This is a genomic window from Nocardia sp. NPDC057668 (assembly GCF_042799795.1).
Taxonomy (GTDB): domain Bacteria; phylum Actinomycetota; class Actinomycetes; order Mycobacteriales; family Mycobacteriaceae; genus Nocardia.
This window is the reverse complement of the sequence record NZ_JBHVIC010000006.1, coordinates 578,030-594,859: the sequence shown is the minus strand read 5'-3', so window position 1 is coordinate 594,859 and position 16,830 is coordinate 578,030. Positions and strand designations below refer to the sequence as shown.

17 protein-coding genes are annotated in these 16,830 nt (G+C 70.2%); 10 read left to right on the top strand and 7 right to left on the bottom strand.

The genetic code is table 11. The annotated features are described in order from the left end of the window. Positions 1-13: 13 nt before the first annotated feature. Entirely contained in the window at positions 14-961 is a 948-nt protein-coding gene (locus tag ACFVBH_RS33305) for a DMT family transporter (RefSeq protein WP_354990561.1), read from the bottom strand. An 82-nt stretch (positions 962-1,043) separates the two neighbouring features. Here ACFVBH_RS33305 and ACFVBH_RS33300 point away from each other — a divergent pair, with 82 nt between their 5' ends. Both ACFVBH_RS33300 and ACFVBH_RS33295 read left to right on the top strand, forming a co-directional pair. After that, positions 1,044-1,268, top strand: a complete 225-nt coding sequence (locus ACFVBH_RS33300; protein WP_379007782.1) for a type II toxin-antitoxin system VapB family antitoxin — start codon at positions 1,044-1,046, stop codon at positions 1,266-1,268. Then, positions 1,265-1,696 carry a PIN domain-containing protein gene (locus tag ACFVBH_RS33295; RefSeq protein ID WP_379007778.1) on the top strand — a complete coding sequence of 144 codons (432 nt, stop codon included), beginning with the start codon at positions 1,265-1,267 and terminating at the stop codon, positions 1,694-1,696. Before ACFVBH_RS33300 ends, ACFVBH_RS33295 begins: the two co-directional genes overlap by 4 nt. Here ACFVBH_RS33295 and ACFVBH_RS33290 read toward each other — a convergent pair. The 3 genes from ACFVBH_RS33290 to serS form a co-directional block, all read right to left on the bottom strand. Beyond that, positions 1,663-2,991, bottom strand: a complete 1,329-nt coding sequence (locus ACFVBH_RS33290) for an MFS transporter (RefSeq protein ID WP_379007776.1) — start codon at positions 2,989-2,991, stop codon at positions 1,663-1,665. The two genes, ACFVBH_RS33295 and ACFVBH_RS33290, sit on opposite strands and share 34 nt — an antisense overlap. Positions 2,992-3,067: 76 nt before the next feature. Then, positions 3,068-4,855: an EAL domain-containing protein gene (locus tag ACFVBH_RS33285; protein WP_379007773.1), complete on the bottom strand. Its 1,788-nt coding sequence runs from the start codon at positions 4,853-4,855 to the stop codon at positions 3,068-3,070. 350 nt (positions 4,856-5,205) lie between these two features. After that, positions 5,206-6,468, bottom strand: a complete 1,263-nt coding sequence (serS, locus tag ACFVBH_RS33280; protein WP_379007770.1) for a serine--tRNA ligase — start codon at positions 6,466-6,468, stop codon at positions 5,206-5,208. 331 nt (positions 6,469-6,799) lie between these two features. On the opposite strand from serS, the gene ACFVBH_RS33275 reads away from it, so the two are divergent. From ACFVBH_RS33275 to ACFVBH_RS33250, 6 genes are all read left to right on the top strand, one after another. After that, positions 6,800-8,386: a GMC family oxidoreductase N-terminal domain-containing protein gene (locus tag ACFVBH_RS33275; RefSeq protein ID WP_354991317.1), complete on the top strand. Its 1,587-nt coding sequence runs from the start codon at positions 6,800-6,802 to the stop codon at positions 8,384-8,386. A gap of 211 nt (positions 8,387-8,597) precedes the next feature. Continuing rightward, a complete protein-coding gene (locus ACFVBH_RS33270) occupies positions 8,598-9,695 on the top strand; it encodes a septum formation family protein (protein ID WP_354991316.1) in 1,098 nt (365 codons plus the stop codon). 85 nt (positions 9,696-9,780) lie between these two features. Beyond that, positions 9,781-10,134 carry a metallopeptidase family protein gene (locus tag ACFVBH_RS33265; protein WP_354991315.1) on the top strand — a complete coding sequence of 118 codons (354 nt, stop codon included), beginning with the start codon at positions 9,781-9,783 and terminating at the stop codon, positions 10,132-10,134. Between the two features lie 77 nt (positions 10,135-10,211). Next, positions 10,212-10,523, top strand: a complete 312-nt coding sequence (locus tag ACFVBH_RS33260) for a PE domain-containing protein (protein ID WP_379007765.1) — start codon at positions 10,212-10,214, stop codon at positions 10,521-10,523. Between the two features lie 11 nt (positions 10,524-10,534). Beyond that, entirely contained in the window at positions 10,535-11,701 is a 1,167-nt protein-coding gene (locus ACFVBH_RS33255) for a PPE domain-containing protein (protein WP_379007762.1), read from the top strand. Next, entirely contained in the window at positions 11,698-12,531 is an 834-nt protein-coding gene (locus ACFVBH_RS33250; RefSeq protein ID WP_379007759.1) for an ESX secretion-associated protein EspG, read from the top strand. The genes ACFVBH_RS33255 and ACFVBH_RS33250 overlap by 4 nt, the downstream gene beginning before the upstream one ends. A 74-nt stretch (positions 12,532-12,605) precedes the next feature. On the opposite strand, the gene ACFVBH_RS33245 is transcribed toward ACFVBH_RS33250, so the two are convergent. The 3 genes from ACFVBH_RS33245 to ACFVBH_RS33235 form a co-directional block, all read right to left on the bottom strand. Further along, positions 12,606-13,265 carry a histidine phosphatase family protein gene (locus ACFVBH_RS33245; protein WP_379007756.1) on the bottom strand — a complete coding sequence of 220 codons (660 nt, stop codon included), beginning with the start codon at positions 13,263-13,265 and terminating at the stop codon, positions 12,606-12,608. Continuing rightward, the gene (gene pheA, locus ACFVBH_RS33240; protein WP_379007753.1) at positions 13,262-14,179 is read right to left on the bottom strand and encodes a prephenate dehydratase; all 918 of its coding nucleotides are present in this window, start codon (positions 14,177-14,179) and stop codon (positions 13,262-13,264) included. The genes ACFVBH_RS33245 and pheA overlap by 4 nt, the downstream gene beginning before the upstream one ends. A 163-nt stretch (positions 14,180-14,342) precedes the next feature. Then, the gene (locus tag ACFVBH_RS33235) at positions 14,343-14,768 is read right to left on the bottom strand and encodes a hypothetical protein (RefSeq protein WP_354991309.1); all 426 of its coding nucleotides are present in this window, start codon (positions 14,766-14,768) and stop codon (positions 14,343-14,345) included. Between the two features lie 87 nt (positions 14,769-14,855). On the opposite strand from ACFVBH_RS33235, the gene ACFVBH_RS33230 reads away from it, so the two are divergent. Together ACFVBH_RS33230 and ACFVBH_RS33225 are read left to right on the top strand one after the other, a co-directional pair. Beyond that, positions 14,856-15,626 (top strand): DUF2470 domain-containing protein, encoded by a 771-nt coding sequence (locus ACFVBH_RS33230; protein ID WP_354991308.1) that lies wholly within the window; start codon positions 14,856-14,858, stop codon positions 15,624-15,626. Positions 15,627-15,643: 17 nt separating this feature from the next. Further along, on the top strand, positions 15,644-16,441 hold the full coding sequence (locus ACFVBH_RS33225) for a CPBP family intramembrane glutamic endopeptidase (protein WP_379007750.1): 798 nt from the start codon (positions 15,644-15,646) through the stop codon (positions 16,439-16,441). Positions 16,442-16,830: the final 389 nt, after the last annotated feature.

The window sequence follows — 16,830 nt, the reverse complement described above, 5'->3', positions numbered from 1 at the left end:
GATCGGAGCGAGGTCAGGACGAGCCGCGGGCGGCCACCGCCACCGCGGCGAAGGTGAGTGCACAGCCGAGCACCACCAGCGGCGAGATGCCCGCGCCCGTCGGCGCGACCACGTCCAGCAGCAGGGACATCGACAGCTGGCCGGCCACCGCGGTGAGGCCGAGCAGCAGCACCCCGATCCAGCGCACCACCGCCGCCGCCAGCGCGATGAAGACCACGCCGATAACACCGCCGAGATACAGCCACGGCTCGGGCGGAAACCGTTCGGGCCATCCGGTCCTCGCGACGACCACCGCTTCCACCAGGACCAGCCCGACGGTGCCCGTCACGAAGTTCGCCAGCGTCGCCGACTGCGGTCCACCCACCGCGCCCACCCGTCCGTTCACCGCCTGCTGCCACGCCACCCCGATCCCCGCCACCAGTGGCAACACGATCAACAGCAGCTGCGCGCCGCCTCGAAACGCTTCCGGCACAGCCGATCCCACCCCGGTCGCGCCGTGCCGGCCGATCACCGACAAACCCACCGCCACCAGCGCCAGCGCCGCGCCCACCCCGCGCACCCACGTGACCGGCGTGCGTCCTTTGGGCCCCACCCCGACCCGATCCACCACCAGGCTGCTCACCAGTTGGCCCGCCACCACGGCCACCGTGAACGCGGTGACCCCCAGCGCCGCCACCGTAAGCCCCTGGCACGCGACGAAGAACGCGCCGCACAACCCGCCGAGCAACTGCCACCACCGCAGCTCACCGCCCCGCAACGCCACCCGCACCCGTGCCAATCCCGACCGCGATGTCCGGCTCACCGCGAAAACCGCCAGCACCAGCAGCAGCCCCGTCCCGAAACTGATGACGGCCGCCGCGATTCCGTCGTGCAACCGCTCCCCCAGCACCCCGTTGATCCGGGCCTGCCCCGCCGCACCCGCGCCGATGCACACCCCGAAACCCAGACCGATCCGTCGCATCGTCACGGTTCGATTCTTCGCCACCGGGCTCGATGTACACTATTGAGACAACTTTGGGCGTGTTTATGTACAGGAGGGCGTTATGTCGCTTACTCATATCGACATCGATGACGAAGCCCTCGAAACAGCCAAGAAGCTCGGCGGACACCGGACAAAGACCGCCGCCGTTGCCGCCGCCTTGACCGAGTACAACGAACGACGCGCGCGCGCCGCCGCATACGACCACTACTTCGAGCTAGCCAAGAGCTGGGACCTGGAAGGTGCCGAGGCCGCTCATCGCACGGAGAAGGAGCAGCATCGGCAGTGATCGGGTATCTGCTCGATTCCTCGGCGCTCTGGCACATCCTGCGCGATCCCAAGATTCACGAGCTGTGGCGCGATGCCGCCGTGGACGGCGACCTTCGCTCCTGCTATCCGATGCGCTCCGAGTTTCTTCGGTCCGCCCGGAATCTGAAGGAGTACAGCCAGCTCTGCGCGATGTTCGACGCGTCCTACCGAGATGTCGCCGTGCCGAAATCCGCCGGGCTCTGGATCGCCGGATTGCAATGGCGGGCCGCGGAACACGGTAACCATCAATGCCTGTCGGTGGTCGACCTGCAGATCTGCGCGACCGCGGCGTATCACGACCTGATCGTTCTGCACGACGATGCCGACTACGTGACCGCGGCTCGGCTGGCCACGGATCTTCGCCAGCGCAACGTTCACGATGGGCCGCCGGGCGCCGATGAAACGTGAGATCTCGGAAGCCACCGGGTGGCGAGAAGCGCGGTGGCAAGGAGGGGGATGCCGAGTAGGGCCACTACCGTCGAGATCGAGAGCAGGGTTGCGGCCGAGCCCGCGAAGATGAAGACCGCCAGGGCGAAGACTTCGGTGGCCACGCCGGAGACCGAGGTGACCGTCGCCCGGGCGGGGCCCTCGATCGCGTCCTGGAGGCGGGCCGAGGCGATCACGTCGGCGTTGTAGTTCAGGCCGTAGGCGACGCCTATCAGGGTGAAGCCCACGCCGGTCAGCAGGTGTACGGAGGCGGGGTGGGTGGCGGCCAGGCCCGAGAGCAGGGCCCCGGCGATGAACAGGACGCCGCCCGCGGTGAGGGTCCAGGCCATCGTTCGCGGGCGCATCGACTCGGTGCGGCCGCTGAGGAACGCGCCGGCCAGGGCGCCCGCCACCGTCACGCCGACCAGGAGCGAGGCCACCGCCGGGGAGACGCCCGCCTCGTCGGCCATCAGGGCGAAATACTCGTCGTAGGCGGTGATGCCGTTCAGCAGGGCCGCGAGCAGGACGCCGCGGCGAATCACGCGGACGCGCAGGGCCTCTCGGACACCCGTGCGGAGCATGTGCAGGTAGCGGGACAGGCTCGCGGACTCGGGGACGAAGGCGGGAGCATCGACGGTGCGGACGCGCGGATACTCGAATTCCCCAGGGGGCGAATCCGCTTCGTCGGCGTCCTCCAAATCCTCGACCTCCCCGGCCGATACGGCCTTCGGGGCGCTCGGCATCGCCATCGCTGCGAGAATGTGCAGGGCCGCCACGAAGACGCTGGACCAGCCGACCAGGGGGTAGCCGCCCCAGGTGTAGAGGGGCGCGGCGGCGAGAATCGCCGCGAGGGCGGCGGATTCGGCAGCGGCGCGGGTGTAGCCCAGGATCCGGGCGTAGGCGGGGGTGGCGGCGCGGGCGGCCAGGTCGTCGTAGAGGAGAGCCTCGAACGTGCCCGAGCTCAAGGCGCCGGAGGTGCCCCACAGGACGAAGCCCGCGGCGAAGCCGAGGTAGGACGGGAACAGGGTCCAGACGGCGAAACCGGCGGCCAGCAGCACCGCCGACAGGATCAGCAGGGCCCGGCGCGAGACCGTGTCGGCCCAGGCGCCGGAGGGCACCTCGAGCACGAAGGAGGTCACCGACCAGATCGCGAGCAGCGAGGAGATCTGCGCGACGCTCAGACCGTGATCGGCGAAGATCAGGGCATAGACCGCGTAGAGCGGGATCAGATCCTTGGTGAGCGCGAACAGCACCGAACGCGCGGTGAGACCGCGCACCGAATCGGCGCGAGCGTCACCGCGAAGCAGGCTGGAGAATCAACAGGCGTACACGAGCATGCGCATACCGCCAGCTTCACTCGCGACCGAGGCCACCGTCAAGGGGATTGTCGATCGGAATCCAGCCGGTGGTGTCGACCTCGCCCTCGGTGCGGGCCGCGCCCACCAGGCCGGGACGCTCGTTCAGGTCGCTGATCAGCTCGGACACCGGATGCGAATCGCCGTAGTGATAACCCTGCGCCAGGGCGAAACCGAGTTCGGTCAGCACCGCCGCCTGATATTCGGTTTCCACTCCCTCCGCGATGACCTGCAGATCCAGCGACTTACTCAACGCGGCGATGACGCCCAGCAACGGCGGCGCCGGGGAATCGGAACGGATCGCGGCCACGAAGGACTGATCCACCTTCAGAATGTCGCTCGGCAGATTCGCCAACCGGCTCAACGACGAATAGCCGGTGCCGAAATCATCGATGGCGATGCGAACGCCGCGCTCCCGGAGTTTGTGCAGATTCGCCACGGCCGTCTCGGATTCGGCGGCGATATCGCTCTCGGTCACCTCGAGCACCAGCTGATCCGCGGACCAGCCGGTATCGGCGAGAATCCCCGAAACCCGGTCGGCGTAATCGGATTCGGCCAGTTCCAGGCCGCTCACATTCACATTCAGGGTCAGATCGAGTTGTTCGAAGGTCTCCTGTAGTCGAGCGGCGTCGGCGCACGCGCGCCGCAGCACCAGCTCGTCCAGATCGGAGATGAGGTCGTATTCCTCGGCGACGCGAATCAGGCCCTCGGTCGTGACCTCCGGCTGCGCGTGCGAGGACCAGCGCAACTGCGCCTCCACGCCGACCGCGCGGGTATCGCCGTCCGACAGCGAGACGATCGGCTGATACTGCACGTCCAGGGTGCCGCGATCGATCGCCTCCCGCAGCTCCACCGCCAGCGGCAGCTGCCGCGAGGACTCCAGCACCGTGCGATTGCGGCCCGCCTGCTTGGCCCGGTACAGACCCACGTCCGCCCGGCTGACCAGCAGCGAACCGGACTCGCCCGGCTGCCACGAGGTGACACCCGCCGAACAACCCGTCGTCACCGCCGCGCGCAACTGCTCGGTCAGCAGAATCGCGGCCTGCTCGGTCGAATTCGGCAGCAGCAGCGCGAAAGCGTCACCGCCGTAACGGGCCAGGCGCTGCTCGGGGGTGAGCAATTTCGCCCAGGTGTCGGCGACGCGCTGCAGCACCGCGTCACCGGCGCGATGGCCGAGATGATCGTTGATCTTCTGGAAGCGATCCAGGTCGACCAGCACCAGCGACAGACTCTGATCGGCGCGCTGCGCGTGCGCGATCGCATTGGCCAGCGCGCGATCGAAACCGCGGCGATTCAGCAGACCCGTCAGCACATCGATATCGGCGTCCGAGGCCATGCGCGTGAGAATGCCGACGACGATGCCGACCCCGACGGTGATACCCGCCGGAATCAAACCCGACCACCACGGCAGGCCACGCGAAGGCACCACCCACAGACAGCACACCACCGCGAACAGCACATGCGCGCCCAGCCATTTGTAGGCGAAGAAGATGGCCGCGTCACACGCCACGAACACATAGAACGCGGCCAGGCTGATCGCGCCCACCGTATTCGGAAACCAGTGCACCGCAACGGTCACCAGCACCGTCGCCATCGCGACATAGACGTGGTGCACCGAATGAGGCATCCGCGGACCCCAAATCAGCAGGCTCACGCCGAGCAGCAACGCCACCAGCGCCGCAGCGCCCACCAGCGGTCGATTACCCTCATCGCCCGGTGCCACGGCGGTGATCACCAGACCCAGAACTCCACCCATGACGTAGAACGCCCCGGTGGTCCGCGCCATGACCATTGCCGTTGCCAGCGCCGAAGCCGCCCGCACCCGCGTTCGGGTATCGCCGCGAGACCCGATTCCTCGCACGGAGCCCAGCCTAAACGGTGTCTTGATTTTTGCCTCCGCTCTGTATCTTTTTGCCTCCGCTTCGCTCCGGCGGGTTCGCGGCCCCCTATGCCCGGTTCTTCCCTCCCTCCGCTCCTCCGCTTCGCTCCCCCGCTCCACTCAGTCCAGAACCGGGCGGGCCGCGAACGTCGGGGCGGGAGTATCCGAATAGTCGGGGACGAAAAACGGGTGTGCGGGGTAGGCGGCGTCGTCGGCGTAGAGGAGCAGATGCAGAGGTTTCGGTGCGGAGGGTGGACTCAGCGAATCGGCTTCAGAATTTCGGTGCCGACGAACGGGACCAATGCCGCGGGCACGCGGACCGAGCCGTCGGCCTGCTGGTGGTTTTCCAGAATCGCCACGATCCAGCGGGTGGTCGCCAAGGTGCCGTTCAACGTCGCGGCGGTCTGCGGCCTGTTGTTCTCGTCGCGATAGCGGACATTGAGGCGGCGGCCCTGGAACGTCGTGCAATTCGAGGTCGAGGTCAATTCGCGATAGGTCTGCTGGGTCGGCACCCACGCCTCGCAATCGAACTTGCGGGCAGCCGAGCTGCCGAGATCACCCGCGGCCACGTCGATCACGCGATAGGGCACCTCGATGGCGGCCAGCATCTCCTGCTCCCACGCCAGCAGGCGGCGATGCTCGGCATCGGCCTCCTCCGGGGTGGTGTAGACGAACATCTCCACCTTGTCGAACTGGTGCACGCGAATGATGCCGCGGGTGTCCTTGCCGTAGCTGCCCGCCTCGCGACGGAAACACGACGACCAGCCCGCGTAGCGCTTGGCGCCACCGCTCAGATCCAGGATCTCGCCCGAGTGGTAGCCGGCCAGCGGCACCTCCGAGGTGCCGACCAGGTACAGGTCGTCCTCTTCCAGGTGATAGATCTCCGCGGCGTGCTGACCCAGGAAACCGGTGCCCGCCATGACCTCCGGGCGCACCAGCACCGGCGGAATCATCATCGTGAAACCGTTCGCGGTCGCCCGCTGCGCGGCCAGCTGCAGCAGACCCAGCTGCAGCAGCGCGCCGTAACCGGTCAGGAAGTAGAAGCGCGCGCCCGACACCTTGGCGCCGCGTTCCATGTCGATCAGGCCGAGCGACTCGCCCAGCTCCAGGTGATCCTTGGGCTCGAAATCGAACTCGCGCGGGGTCCCGATGTGATCGAGCACGACGTAGTCGTCCTCACCACCGGCGGGAGCGCCCTCCTGCACCACGTTCGACAGGGCGCGCTGCGCGGCGTCGAGGACGGCGTCGGCGTCCTTCTCCCCCACCTCGGCGGCCTTGACCTGCGCCGAGAGCTCCTGGCCGCGCGCGAGCAGGGCGGGCCGTTCCTCCGGGGACGCCTTGCCGACCTTCTTGCCGTGCGCCTTGTGCTCGGCCCGCAGCCCGTCGGCGTTCGCCACGGCCGCACGCCGCGCGGCATCGGCCGCGAGCAGGGCATCCACCAGGGCCGGGTCCTCACCACGAGCCCGCTGCGACGCGCGGACCACGTCCGGGTTCTCCCGCAGGAATCGAAGGTCGATCATAGGAAACAGCCTAGTGGGCGGCGGCCACCCAATTTCCCGTAGGTCCGGCCCCCGCGCCGCCGCCCGCCATATCCCCCGCGCGGGTGCGGATTCCGGTCATCCGCCTCCCCGATTCCGCCGGATTCGCGGTTTCGCTGGCCAGTACGCGCCCGTCCGCCCATAGTTGGGGCCATGGACACGCCCGGCAGCGCAGCTGCGCCCGCGATCGTGTCCGGCCCATTCCACCCGCCCGGCCCGGCACGCTCGTGCGCCGTGGCGGGCTGTTCCACCCCGCGCCGTGGCTCGCCGCCGCGCCCGGCGTCATCTCTGCGGTCTCGCCTGAGGAGTCTGAATGCCCCAATACATGCCGAGCTCAGTCGATTTCATCGTCGTCGGCGCCGGATCGGCCGGAGCGGCCGTCGCCGCCCGGCTCAGTGACCGGCCCGGCGTCAGCGTCGCCGTCCTCGAAGCCGGAAGCGAGGACAAGGACAAGTTCATTCGAATTCCCGCGGGGTTCTCCAAGCTCTTCCAGGGCCCCAACGACTGGAACTATCGCACCGAACCGCAGCCCGACCTGAGCAATCGGCAGGTCTACTGGCCGCGCGGCAAGATGCTCGGCGGCTCCTCCTCCATGAACGCCATGATGTGGGTCCGCGGCTTCGCCGCCGACTACGACGAGTGGGCGAGCCACGCCGGGCCCGAATGGTCCTTCCAGCAGGTACTTCCGTACTTCCAGCGGATGGAGACCCTGGACGGGGTCGCCGAGCCGGGCGCCGAAGGGGCGCTGCACATCTCCACCCAGCGCAGCCCGCGCGGACTCACCGGCGACTTCCTGCAGGCCGTGGCGCAGGCCGGATACCCGGTGGAAGCCGCGAATCTGGATGAGCCGCAAGGCTTCACGCAGACCATGGTCACCCAGAAGCGCGGCGCGCGCTGGAGCACCGCGGACGCGTACATCCGTCCGGCACAGCAGCGGCGGCGCGATCTCACCGTGGTCACCGACGCGCACGTCACCCAGATCCTGTTCGAGGGAACCCGGGCGGTCGGCGTCGAATACCGGGTCGGCGACGAGGTCAAACAGCTGCGCGCCAACCGCGAGGTGGTGCTGTCCGGCGGCGCGATCAACACCCCGCATCTGCTCATGCTCTCGGGCATCGGCGACGCGGATCAGCTGCAGAACCACGGGATCGAGGTGCGACGGCACACCCCGGAGGTCGGGCAGGGACTGCGCGACCACCTGGCCGCGCCCATCGTCTACCGCACCCGCGGCGGCAGCCTGTTCGGCGCGGACAAGAGCATTCCGGAGCTGGCCAACTACCTGCTGCGCCGGCGCGGGCAGCTCACCTCCAACGTGGGCGAGGCGTACGGATTCGTCCGCAGCCGGGACGAACTCCCGCTGCCGGACCTGGAGCTGATCTTCGCCCCGGCGCCGTACGTCGGCGAGGGCCTGACCGAACCCGACGGGCACGCGGTCACCTTCGCGGCCGTGCTGCTCAAGCCGACCTCGTTCGGCAGCATCACCCTGGCCTCGGCCGATCCCTTCACCGCGCCGCGCATCAATCCGCGCTACTGCACCGAGGCCGACGATCGCGCCGCGCTGCTCGCAGGACTGCGGATCTGCGCGAACCTGGCGAGCCAGCCCGCGCTCAAGGAACACATCGGGGAGATCATGCAGCCGGGCGTGCCCTCGGACACCCCGATGGAGGAGGTGCTGCGGCGCTGCCTCGAGGATCACTCGCACACGCTGTACCACCCGGTCGGCACCTGCCGCATGAGCACCGGGCCGGACGGGGTCGTGGATCCGCAGCTGCGGGTGCGGGGCTTCGAGGGGCTGCGCATCGCGGACACCTCGGTCATGCCGGTCATCACGCGCGGGCACACGCACGCGCCCGCGGTGCTGATCGGTGAGAAGGCCGCGGATCTGATCTACGCCTCGTAGCGGTTCCACGGGAAACATCGGGCCGGGGGTGGATGCCTCCGGTCCGGGCCATGTCCGGGCCGGACACGGCCCGCACAGCGCGGAACGGGTGGCGGATCCACGCGAATCGGGGGTGCGAAGTACGAACGGTAGCGGCGCGGCGCGGCGATCACTGCAATGATGGTTGGCGATGTCAGACGAACAGTTGCCTCCGCCGCCTAAGCGCGCACAGATGCCCCGGGCCCAGAGCTCGGGGAAATCGGCGCTGCTCGGACCGCTGAACGCCGTGCGCCGGCGGTTCGACAACGACAGTCCGCTGTCGGCGCCGACCCTGCGCTACGGCCTGCTCGCCGTCGCGGTCGGCGCGGTGGCGGCGGCGCTCATCACGCTCTTCGTCTCCGGCTTCGACTCCAGCCGGGTCGAGGCGCACACCCCCGGCGGGTCCCAGCCCACCGGCGCGGTGGCGGGCGCGGCCTTCGGCACCGCCGGCCAGGGCGATTGCCTGAGCTGGACCAAGCCCAACGCGAGCGACCTGGTGAAGGTCGAATGCGACAGCAAGCACCTGTTCGAGGTCACCTCCGATGTCGATCTGAGCAAGTACCCGGGCAAGGAATTCGGCGACGGGTCGCGCTTCCCCGACTCGCTGCGCTTCTCCGAACTGCGCGACGAACACTGCGTCAGCGCGGCCCAGAGCTACCTCGGCGGAAAGTTCGATCCGCGCGGCAAGTTCGTGGTCGGCCTGATCAACCCGGGTGAAGCGGGCTGGAAGGCGGGCGAGCGCACGCTGCGCTGCGGCCTGCAGGTCGCGGGCAGCGCGGGCACCGCCACCCATCCCATCAGCGGCAGCGTGCGCACCACCAGCCAGTCCAAGGTGTACGACGTCGGCACCTGCATCGGCATCTCGCGCAACCTGCCCACCGATCCGGTCGCCTGCGCCCAGCCGCACGCCTTCGAGATCGTCTCGACCGTGGATCTGGCCGCCCGCTTCACCGCGGGCCCGCCGTCCAAGGACGAGCAGGACAAGTTCATGGAGGAGCAGTGCGCCAAGGACTCCACCGACTATCTCGGCGCGCCCGACGCGCTGCGCAATAAGACGCTCACCCTGTTCTGGGATTTCCTCGACACGCGCAGCTGGCTCGCGGGCAGCCGCAGCCTGAACTGCATGATCGGCAAGGGCGCGGACCAGGAGGGCTTCGCGACCATCACCGGCTCCGCGCGCGGGGACATCCTGGTCGACGGGCAGGCGCCCGTGCCGCCGCCGAACAACGGGCGCTCCACCCCGCAACCGCTGCCGGGCGCCGCGCCGCCGGTCATCCCGCAGCCGCGATGAATCACCCGCCCGCGCGGAATCGCACCGCGCGGGGGCGGCTCCCGGTGGCCGGGAACCATGCCGAGTACGCGCAGAACGGATAGCAATGGCGGTCTCCATGTCCGACGAGCGCTTCGAGGAGCTCGTCGGCGACGCACTCGACCTGATTCCGGCCGAGTTGGCGCAGGCCATCGACAACGTGGTGGTTCTCATAGAGCCGCGCAGCGACGAGGACCCGCATCTGCTCGGGCTGTACCACGGCATCGCGCTCACCGAACGGGACTTCAGCCACTACGGGGGCGCATTACCGGACACCATCACCATCTACCGCGACGCGATCCTGGAGATGTGCGACGGCGAGGACGAAGTGGTGGACGAGGTGGCCGTCACGGTGATTCACGAAATCGCGCACTACTTCGGGATTGACGACGACCGGCTGCATCAGCTGGGTTGGGGCTGACAGCTCCGGGGGGAACCGATCAGCTAACCCGCGCGTCCAATCTCATATCCGGGAAGACTCGTGAAGGGGGCTCGATCATGGTTGGCCACGTCCTCGTACAGCCCGAGGTCGTTCTCGCGGCCGCACTGGAGCTCGACCTACTCGCCGAACGACTCGCGGCGCTGTCCGCCGCCACCGCGCCGGCCACCCACGTGCTGCCCTCCGGCACCGAGGAAGTCTCCTTCCTGGCCGCCGCGCACTTCAATCAGGCTGCCCTGAGCCACGATCGAGCAACCGCCCAGGCTGTTCTCGAACTACACCACGCCGCCGCCACGCTGCGCAGCCAGCTCGCCCAGTACCTGATCCAGGACGCGGTGCGCGCGGCCGGGATCGCCGCTATTCCGGTGTAGGGGGTTCCGACATGACACTGGGGATCACGGGCGTCTTCTGGCTGCCCCGGATGGCCGAACTCAATTCTCTGTCGCTGAACGCGGGGGCACACGCGGTTCCGATCGTCGCGGCCGGTACCGCGTGGGGCGCCCTGGCCGCCGGATGGGCCGACGCCACCGCCACGGTGGCCCGCGTCATGGCCGAGGTCGGGGTCGGGTTGCAGGGGTTGAACGGCATCAACGTGCTCGGGCGGCTCACCGGGTTCACCGTGTGGTCCGAACAGCAGACCGTGATGGCGGGCGTCATGGCCGCCAAGACGGCCGCCAATGCCACCGCGTACACCGTGGCCTCGCTGGTCATGCCGAGCCTGCCCGAGATCGCGCTCGTGGAAGCGGCTCGGGTGGCGGCACATTCGACCGGCGGCGCGCTCAACGGCACTGCCGAAGCCGCGGAGGCGGCCAAGCTGGCCCTGGACATCCGGGCCGCGCTGGTCATGGAGACCTACGAGTTCGCGACGACCACGCTGGTCACCACGCCGGGCGAGTTCTTCATGCCGCCGCCGATCGCCATGGGCGCGGGGTCGGCCGAGGCCGGTGCTGCGGCGAACGCGTTCGGGGACGGCACGAGTCCGGTGCAGGCGGCGCTCGGCGCGGCGGCGGCGTTCGCGAACAATCCGGGTGTGCTGAGCGCGGTTTCGCAGGCCGCGGGAACCGTGGTCACCGGGGTCGCGACCACCGCGGGCACCGTCGCGGAGACGGCCATCACCGCCGTGGGGAACGGGTTGACGCAGGCCGTGCCCGGTGCGAATCCGGGGATCGCGGCCGGGCTCGGCGCGGCGGCGGTGGCGGCCGGAGGGGCGGCGAGCATCCGCGCGGCGGGGTTCGGCGGTGGTGGCGGGGTGAGCATCGGAAACGGCGGCGGCACACTGCGATTGCCCGAGGGCTGGGGTGCGGGCAGCGGCATCGGTGGTGGTGCGGCGCCGTTGGCCGAACCGATGCCCGGCGCGGGGGCGGGGAACGCGGCGGCCGCGCCGGTGCGTCAAGGCCCCGGAGCCCACCCGCTGCTCGGCAATCAGGCCGCGCGGGACGAGGAGGAGGCGCACGGCGGCAAGGGATTCGGGCGGTCCGAGCGGCCGTTCTCCGATGGCGACGCGCTGGCGCCCGCGGTGATCGGCGGCGAGCCGGGCGACGCGAGGTGAGTGTGCTCGGCGCGGGGCGGGGGCCGTCGCCGCTGGGGGCGGTGACGCTCTCGCTCGACGACATGCAGTATCTGCTGGAGGCGGTGGGGATCGACGAGCTGCCCGTGGTGCTCGACGCCATGGGCCGCTATGACAACGCCGCCGATCACGACGCGGCCATGGCGGCCGCCGCGGTGTCACTCGCCGAGCGAGAACTGCTGGACGGCACCGAGATTCATCCCGAGCTGGCCGAACGGCTGCGGGTGCTGCACCGTCCGCACTGGGTGGTGGCGCTGCGCTGGTACGTGGGCGAGCAGGTCAATCGACTGTGTCTGGCCAAGGGCGACGACATCGAGGTGCTGGCGCTGCGCGGGCCGCACTCGTACGTCATCGACGAAGCGGGACACGATCTTCCGGGCACGATCCTGGCCGCGCTCGGCCCCGCCGGTCCGCTCGACATCGAGGGCATGAACGCACCCACCGAGGAACTGGCCCCGGTGTTCGACGACGCCGCCACCGACGTCACCACCACCGCGAACCGCCTCGCCCTGATCGGCAAGCCGCCCCGCGACGCGAAAACCCTTGCCGCGGCCCTGATCCAGGTCGACTCGCACGCCGAGATCGTCGCCGTCGTCTACGCCGACGCCGCCCGCGAGGTCACCGACAACCACATAGCGGTCTTCGACACCCGCCACGGCCGCCTGCTGGCCACCGCCTCCCGCGCCGACGACGGTACGAAATGGACGGCCCTGACCGCCGGCGCCCCCGCCCGCCTGCGCACGGCACTGTCGGACCTGATCGCCACACTCCCCCTGCGCCAGGACTTCCCGCTCCCGCCACCGCCCGCCTGAGCCGGAGAGCTGCTCCCGCCGGCAGCCGAGCAAGCACGCGGCCGGTGCCCGAGCGCATCGAAGCTCGGATCGGCTCAGCCCATCGGGTCGTCGCCGGTGGGGGCGATGTCGGCGGCGAAGGGCGGGAGGTAGCTGCCCCAGCGGGTGCAGTCCCAGCCGCCGGGGACCGGGAGGAGCTCGATCGTCTCGGTGTTGTCGAGGTGGTTGTTGGCGGCGAACTGGCGAGGGACGCCGGTCAATTCGCGGGAGACCAGGCGCATCGCGGCGCCGTGGCTGACCACGATCAGGTCGGGGGCCTCCGGGTCGGTCAGATAGGTCTCGCGCAGGCGCTCCAGGGCGGGAACGTAGCGCTCCAGCACGTCGTTGCCGGATTCGCCGCCGGGGACGCGTTCGGACAGCTCACCGAAATGCCAAGCGTGGTAGACGTCCTGGAACGCCTCGTGCGCCGCTCTGGTGTTCAGGCCCTCCAGATCGCCGAGCTGCACCTCCTGCAGATCCGTGAGCACCTCGAGGTTCACGCCGGTCGCGGCCTCGATGTAGCCGCCGGTCTGACGGGCGCGCAGGGCCTCGGACGAGAACAGGCGCTGCGGCGGGACGAGCAGGCCGGAGCCGAACGTCTTCGCCTGTCCCGCACCGCGTTCGGTCAGGGGTAGCCCGGGTAGGCGGGTGTCGAGGATCTTGCCGACATTGCCCTCGGTCTCACCGTGCCGGACCAGGATCAGTTTGCCGGTCACAGATCAGCCACCCCCTTCTTCAGATCGGCCAGCCAGGCCGCCGCGGGTTCGTCGGCGGGCGGCGGGGCGCCGGTCGCCGAGGTCGCGGGCCAGGATCCGAGGTAGCGGATCCGGGCCGCGGTGCGGTGCAACGCTTTCAGCGCCTCGGCCACCGCGGCGTCGTCGATATGGCCGACGCAGTCCAGGTAGAAGCGGTACGTGCCCATGCCCGTTCGGGTGGGGCGCGATTCGATGCGCGTGAGATCGATGCCCCGCGTGGCGAATTCGGCGAAGGCGCGCATGAGCGAACCGGGCTCGTTGGCCAGTTCCAGCACGAACGAGGTGCGGTCGCGGCCGGTGCGGGCGGGAGCCGGCTGCGGCGGGGCGACCAGCACGAACCTGGTCACGGCCTGATCGTGATCGGCGACGCCGGCGGCGAGGGTCGCCAGGCCCAGGCGCTCACCCGCGAGCGCGGTCGAGACCGCGGCGTCGGCGTGCCCGGCCGCCACGTCCTCGGCGGCGGCCGCGTTGGAGGCGGAGGTGTAGAGCTCGGCGGCGGGCAGCCGGTGCGCCAGCCAGATCCGCACCTGCGCCGCCGCGACGGGGTAGGCGGCGACGGTGCGGACCTGGTCGAGCGACAGCCCCGGCTTGCCGACGATGGTGAAGGCCACGTCCAGTTCGGTTTCGGCGATGATCTGCAGGCGCGGGCCAAGGGCCAGCGCGTCCAGGGTCGGGGAGATCGAGCCCTCGACCGAGCTCTCGATCGGCACGACCGCGCCCTCGGCCTCGCCCGCGCGGACCAGTTCGATGGCCGCGCCCTGACTCGGTGCGGGCACACGCTCGACGGGCCCGCCGAATATTTCGGTGGACTCCAGTTTGGCCAGGGCCATCTCGGTGAAAGTTCCCGACGGCCCGAAGTAGGCGATGCGCGGCACGACTACGAGATTACTTGTGCCCGCGCGGGGCTCCCACGGTTTGCCTCGACCTGAACGGTTTGCCACGCCCGGGACGGTTTCCGAGGGCCGCCGGACGGCGAGGTCCGAGCCTGCGGCGCGGCCCAGCGTTTCACCCCGGGTGGGCCCGCGCGGGGCCGAGCCCTCAGTCGGCGAGGACCGTCAGGGCGCTGGTCACGGCGTCGCGGTCGGTGGTCTCGATCGCGAGCAGGATGTCGCGCAGCGCCTCGACGGCCGGGCCCTTCAGTCCCCGCAGGAACGCGACGTCCGGGCGTTGCAGGGCGCGGCGGATGTCGTCGCCGCACAGGGCCGCGACGGTGGCGGCCACGATCGCCAGGGCCCGTTCGCCGGAGTCGGTGCGGGCGATGAAACCGGTGTCGCCGTGCGCGATCCGCACCAGGAACTCCGAGACGGTTTCGTCGGCGGCGGCCAGGTCGAGCACCGGTACGGCGCCGGGATCGGCGGTGACCGGCCGGACCAGGCCGGCGGTCAGGCCCTGCCCGCCGGGCTTGGCCGGAAAGCTCAATTGCAGGGAGACCGGCTCGGGCGCGGGATGCGAATCGTGGGGCACGGCTTCACGGTAGGCGAGCGCAAGGGTTGCGGAAGATCACACTCTGACTTAGCTTAGGTTTACCTAATTCCATTCCGGAGGTGTTGTATGCCCCGAACGGCCCCGGTCGTCGCCCCCACTACCGCTGAGCGTGTGCACAGCGCCTGCGCGCACGCCGATAACGCGGTACTGGCGCTGCCCGGCCTCGACCCGGTACCCACCTCCGTCCACCTGCTGCGCCAGTGCGGCGACATCGTGATCGCGGTCCCCACCTACTCGGTCGCCGCCCAGCTCGTCGTCGGCAGCGGCACCACCGGCTCCCCCGCCGTCCTCGAGCTCACCGACCACGCGCCGCTGCCGCTGCGCGAACCCGTGCGCGCCCTGGTCTGGCTGCGCGGCTGGGTGCACGCGGTCCCCGCCAACGCCCAGCGCGCCCTGGCCGCCGCCGTCGCCGAGGACCACCCGCACCCGTCCCTGCTCGACATCGGTCACACCGCCAGCCTGCTGCGCCTGGTCGTGGACTCCGCCGTCGTCGCCGACACCACCGGCGCGGATTCGGTTGGCCGCGAAGAACTCCGGCACACCCGGCCCGACCCGTTCGTCGGCATGGAAGCGGCCTGGCTGCAGCACCTGCACGCCGACCACGCCGACGTCATCGACCGGCTGGCCCGGCACCTGCCGCCCGGCCTGCGGCGCGGCGCGCTCGTGCATCCGCTGGCCATCGACCGCTACGGGGTCACCCTGCGAGTGGAGGGCACCGAGGCCGACCACGACATCCGGCTGCCCTTCGCCGCGCCCGCCGACGATGTGGAATCGCTCAGCCGCGCGGTGCAGGCCCTGGCCGCCAACCCGTTCCGCGGCGGGCTGCATCGCATCTGACCGCATAGATTGACCGCATGACCCCGGCCGCCGACACCCCGCCCCGGAAGTTCCCGGTCGCCGAGACCGACGCCGAGCGGCGGGCCATCCGCATCGAGATCGCGGTCGTGCTGGCCGTCACCTTCGGCCTGAGTGGCGCCTCGGCCGCCCTGTCGCTGCTGGAGAGCGCACTCTCCCCCGGCGGCGTCGGCGGGCAGACGGTCGCGCTCAACCCCTCGCGCGCCACGCAGTCCACCATCGATCTGCTGTTCCAGCTGATCGGCGCCACGCGCCTGCTGGCCTGGGCCGCGCTCGGGCTCTACCTGTTGTGGCGCAGCGGAATCGGGCCGCGGGCCATCGGGCTGGCGCGGCGGCTGCGCTGGCGGGCGGACGTGCTGCCCGGGCTGGCGCTGGCCGCGATCATCGGAATACCCGGGCTCGGACTGTATTTGGCCGCGCACGCGCTCGGGGTGAGCGTCACCATCGTGCCCGGTTCGCTGCAGTACTGGTGGCGGGTGCCCATGCTGGTGCTCACCGCGTGGGCCAACTCGGCCGCCGAGGAAATCCTGGTGGTCGCGTTTCTGATCACCCGGCTGCGGGCACTCGGGTGGAGCGAGAATCGCTCGCTGCTCGCGTCGGCGCTGCTGCGTGGCAGCTATCACCTGTATCAGGGCCTCGGCGGCGGTATAGGCAACGTGGTCATGGGTTTGATCTTCGGCCGGTATTGGCAACGTACGAACCGTCTCTGGCCGTTGCTGCTGGCCCACGCGCTCATCGACACGGTGGCCTATATCGGGTACGCGTTACTGCGCGGTCACGTCTCCTGGCTGCCGTAATGCGAAAAGAAGTGCACCCGAGATGAACCGTTCGGGCGGTTCGATCCGTAGAGTCGACAGTGATGAACGGCGACGACCCCCAGCACTTTGCACGGATGCGCCGGGAGCCGCCGCCGGGACGCCCGGCGCAGCCCCCGGCTCGCCCGCAGCGCCCCGGAGCATCCCACGGGCAACCCCCGAGCGCGCACCCACCCGCTGATCGCAACAGGCGTATGCAGCGCGATGAGCCGATCCCGAATCAGGGGTGGCCCGGCCGGCCCGACGGCCGGCAGCAGCCGCCGCACGGGCGCGGGCCGCAAGCCCCGCAGCGGAATCAGCCGCCCCGCAATCCGGTTCCACCGCAGCGGAACCCGAACCCATCGCGCAATCCGGGCCCGGCACAGGGTGAC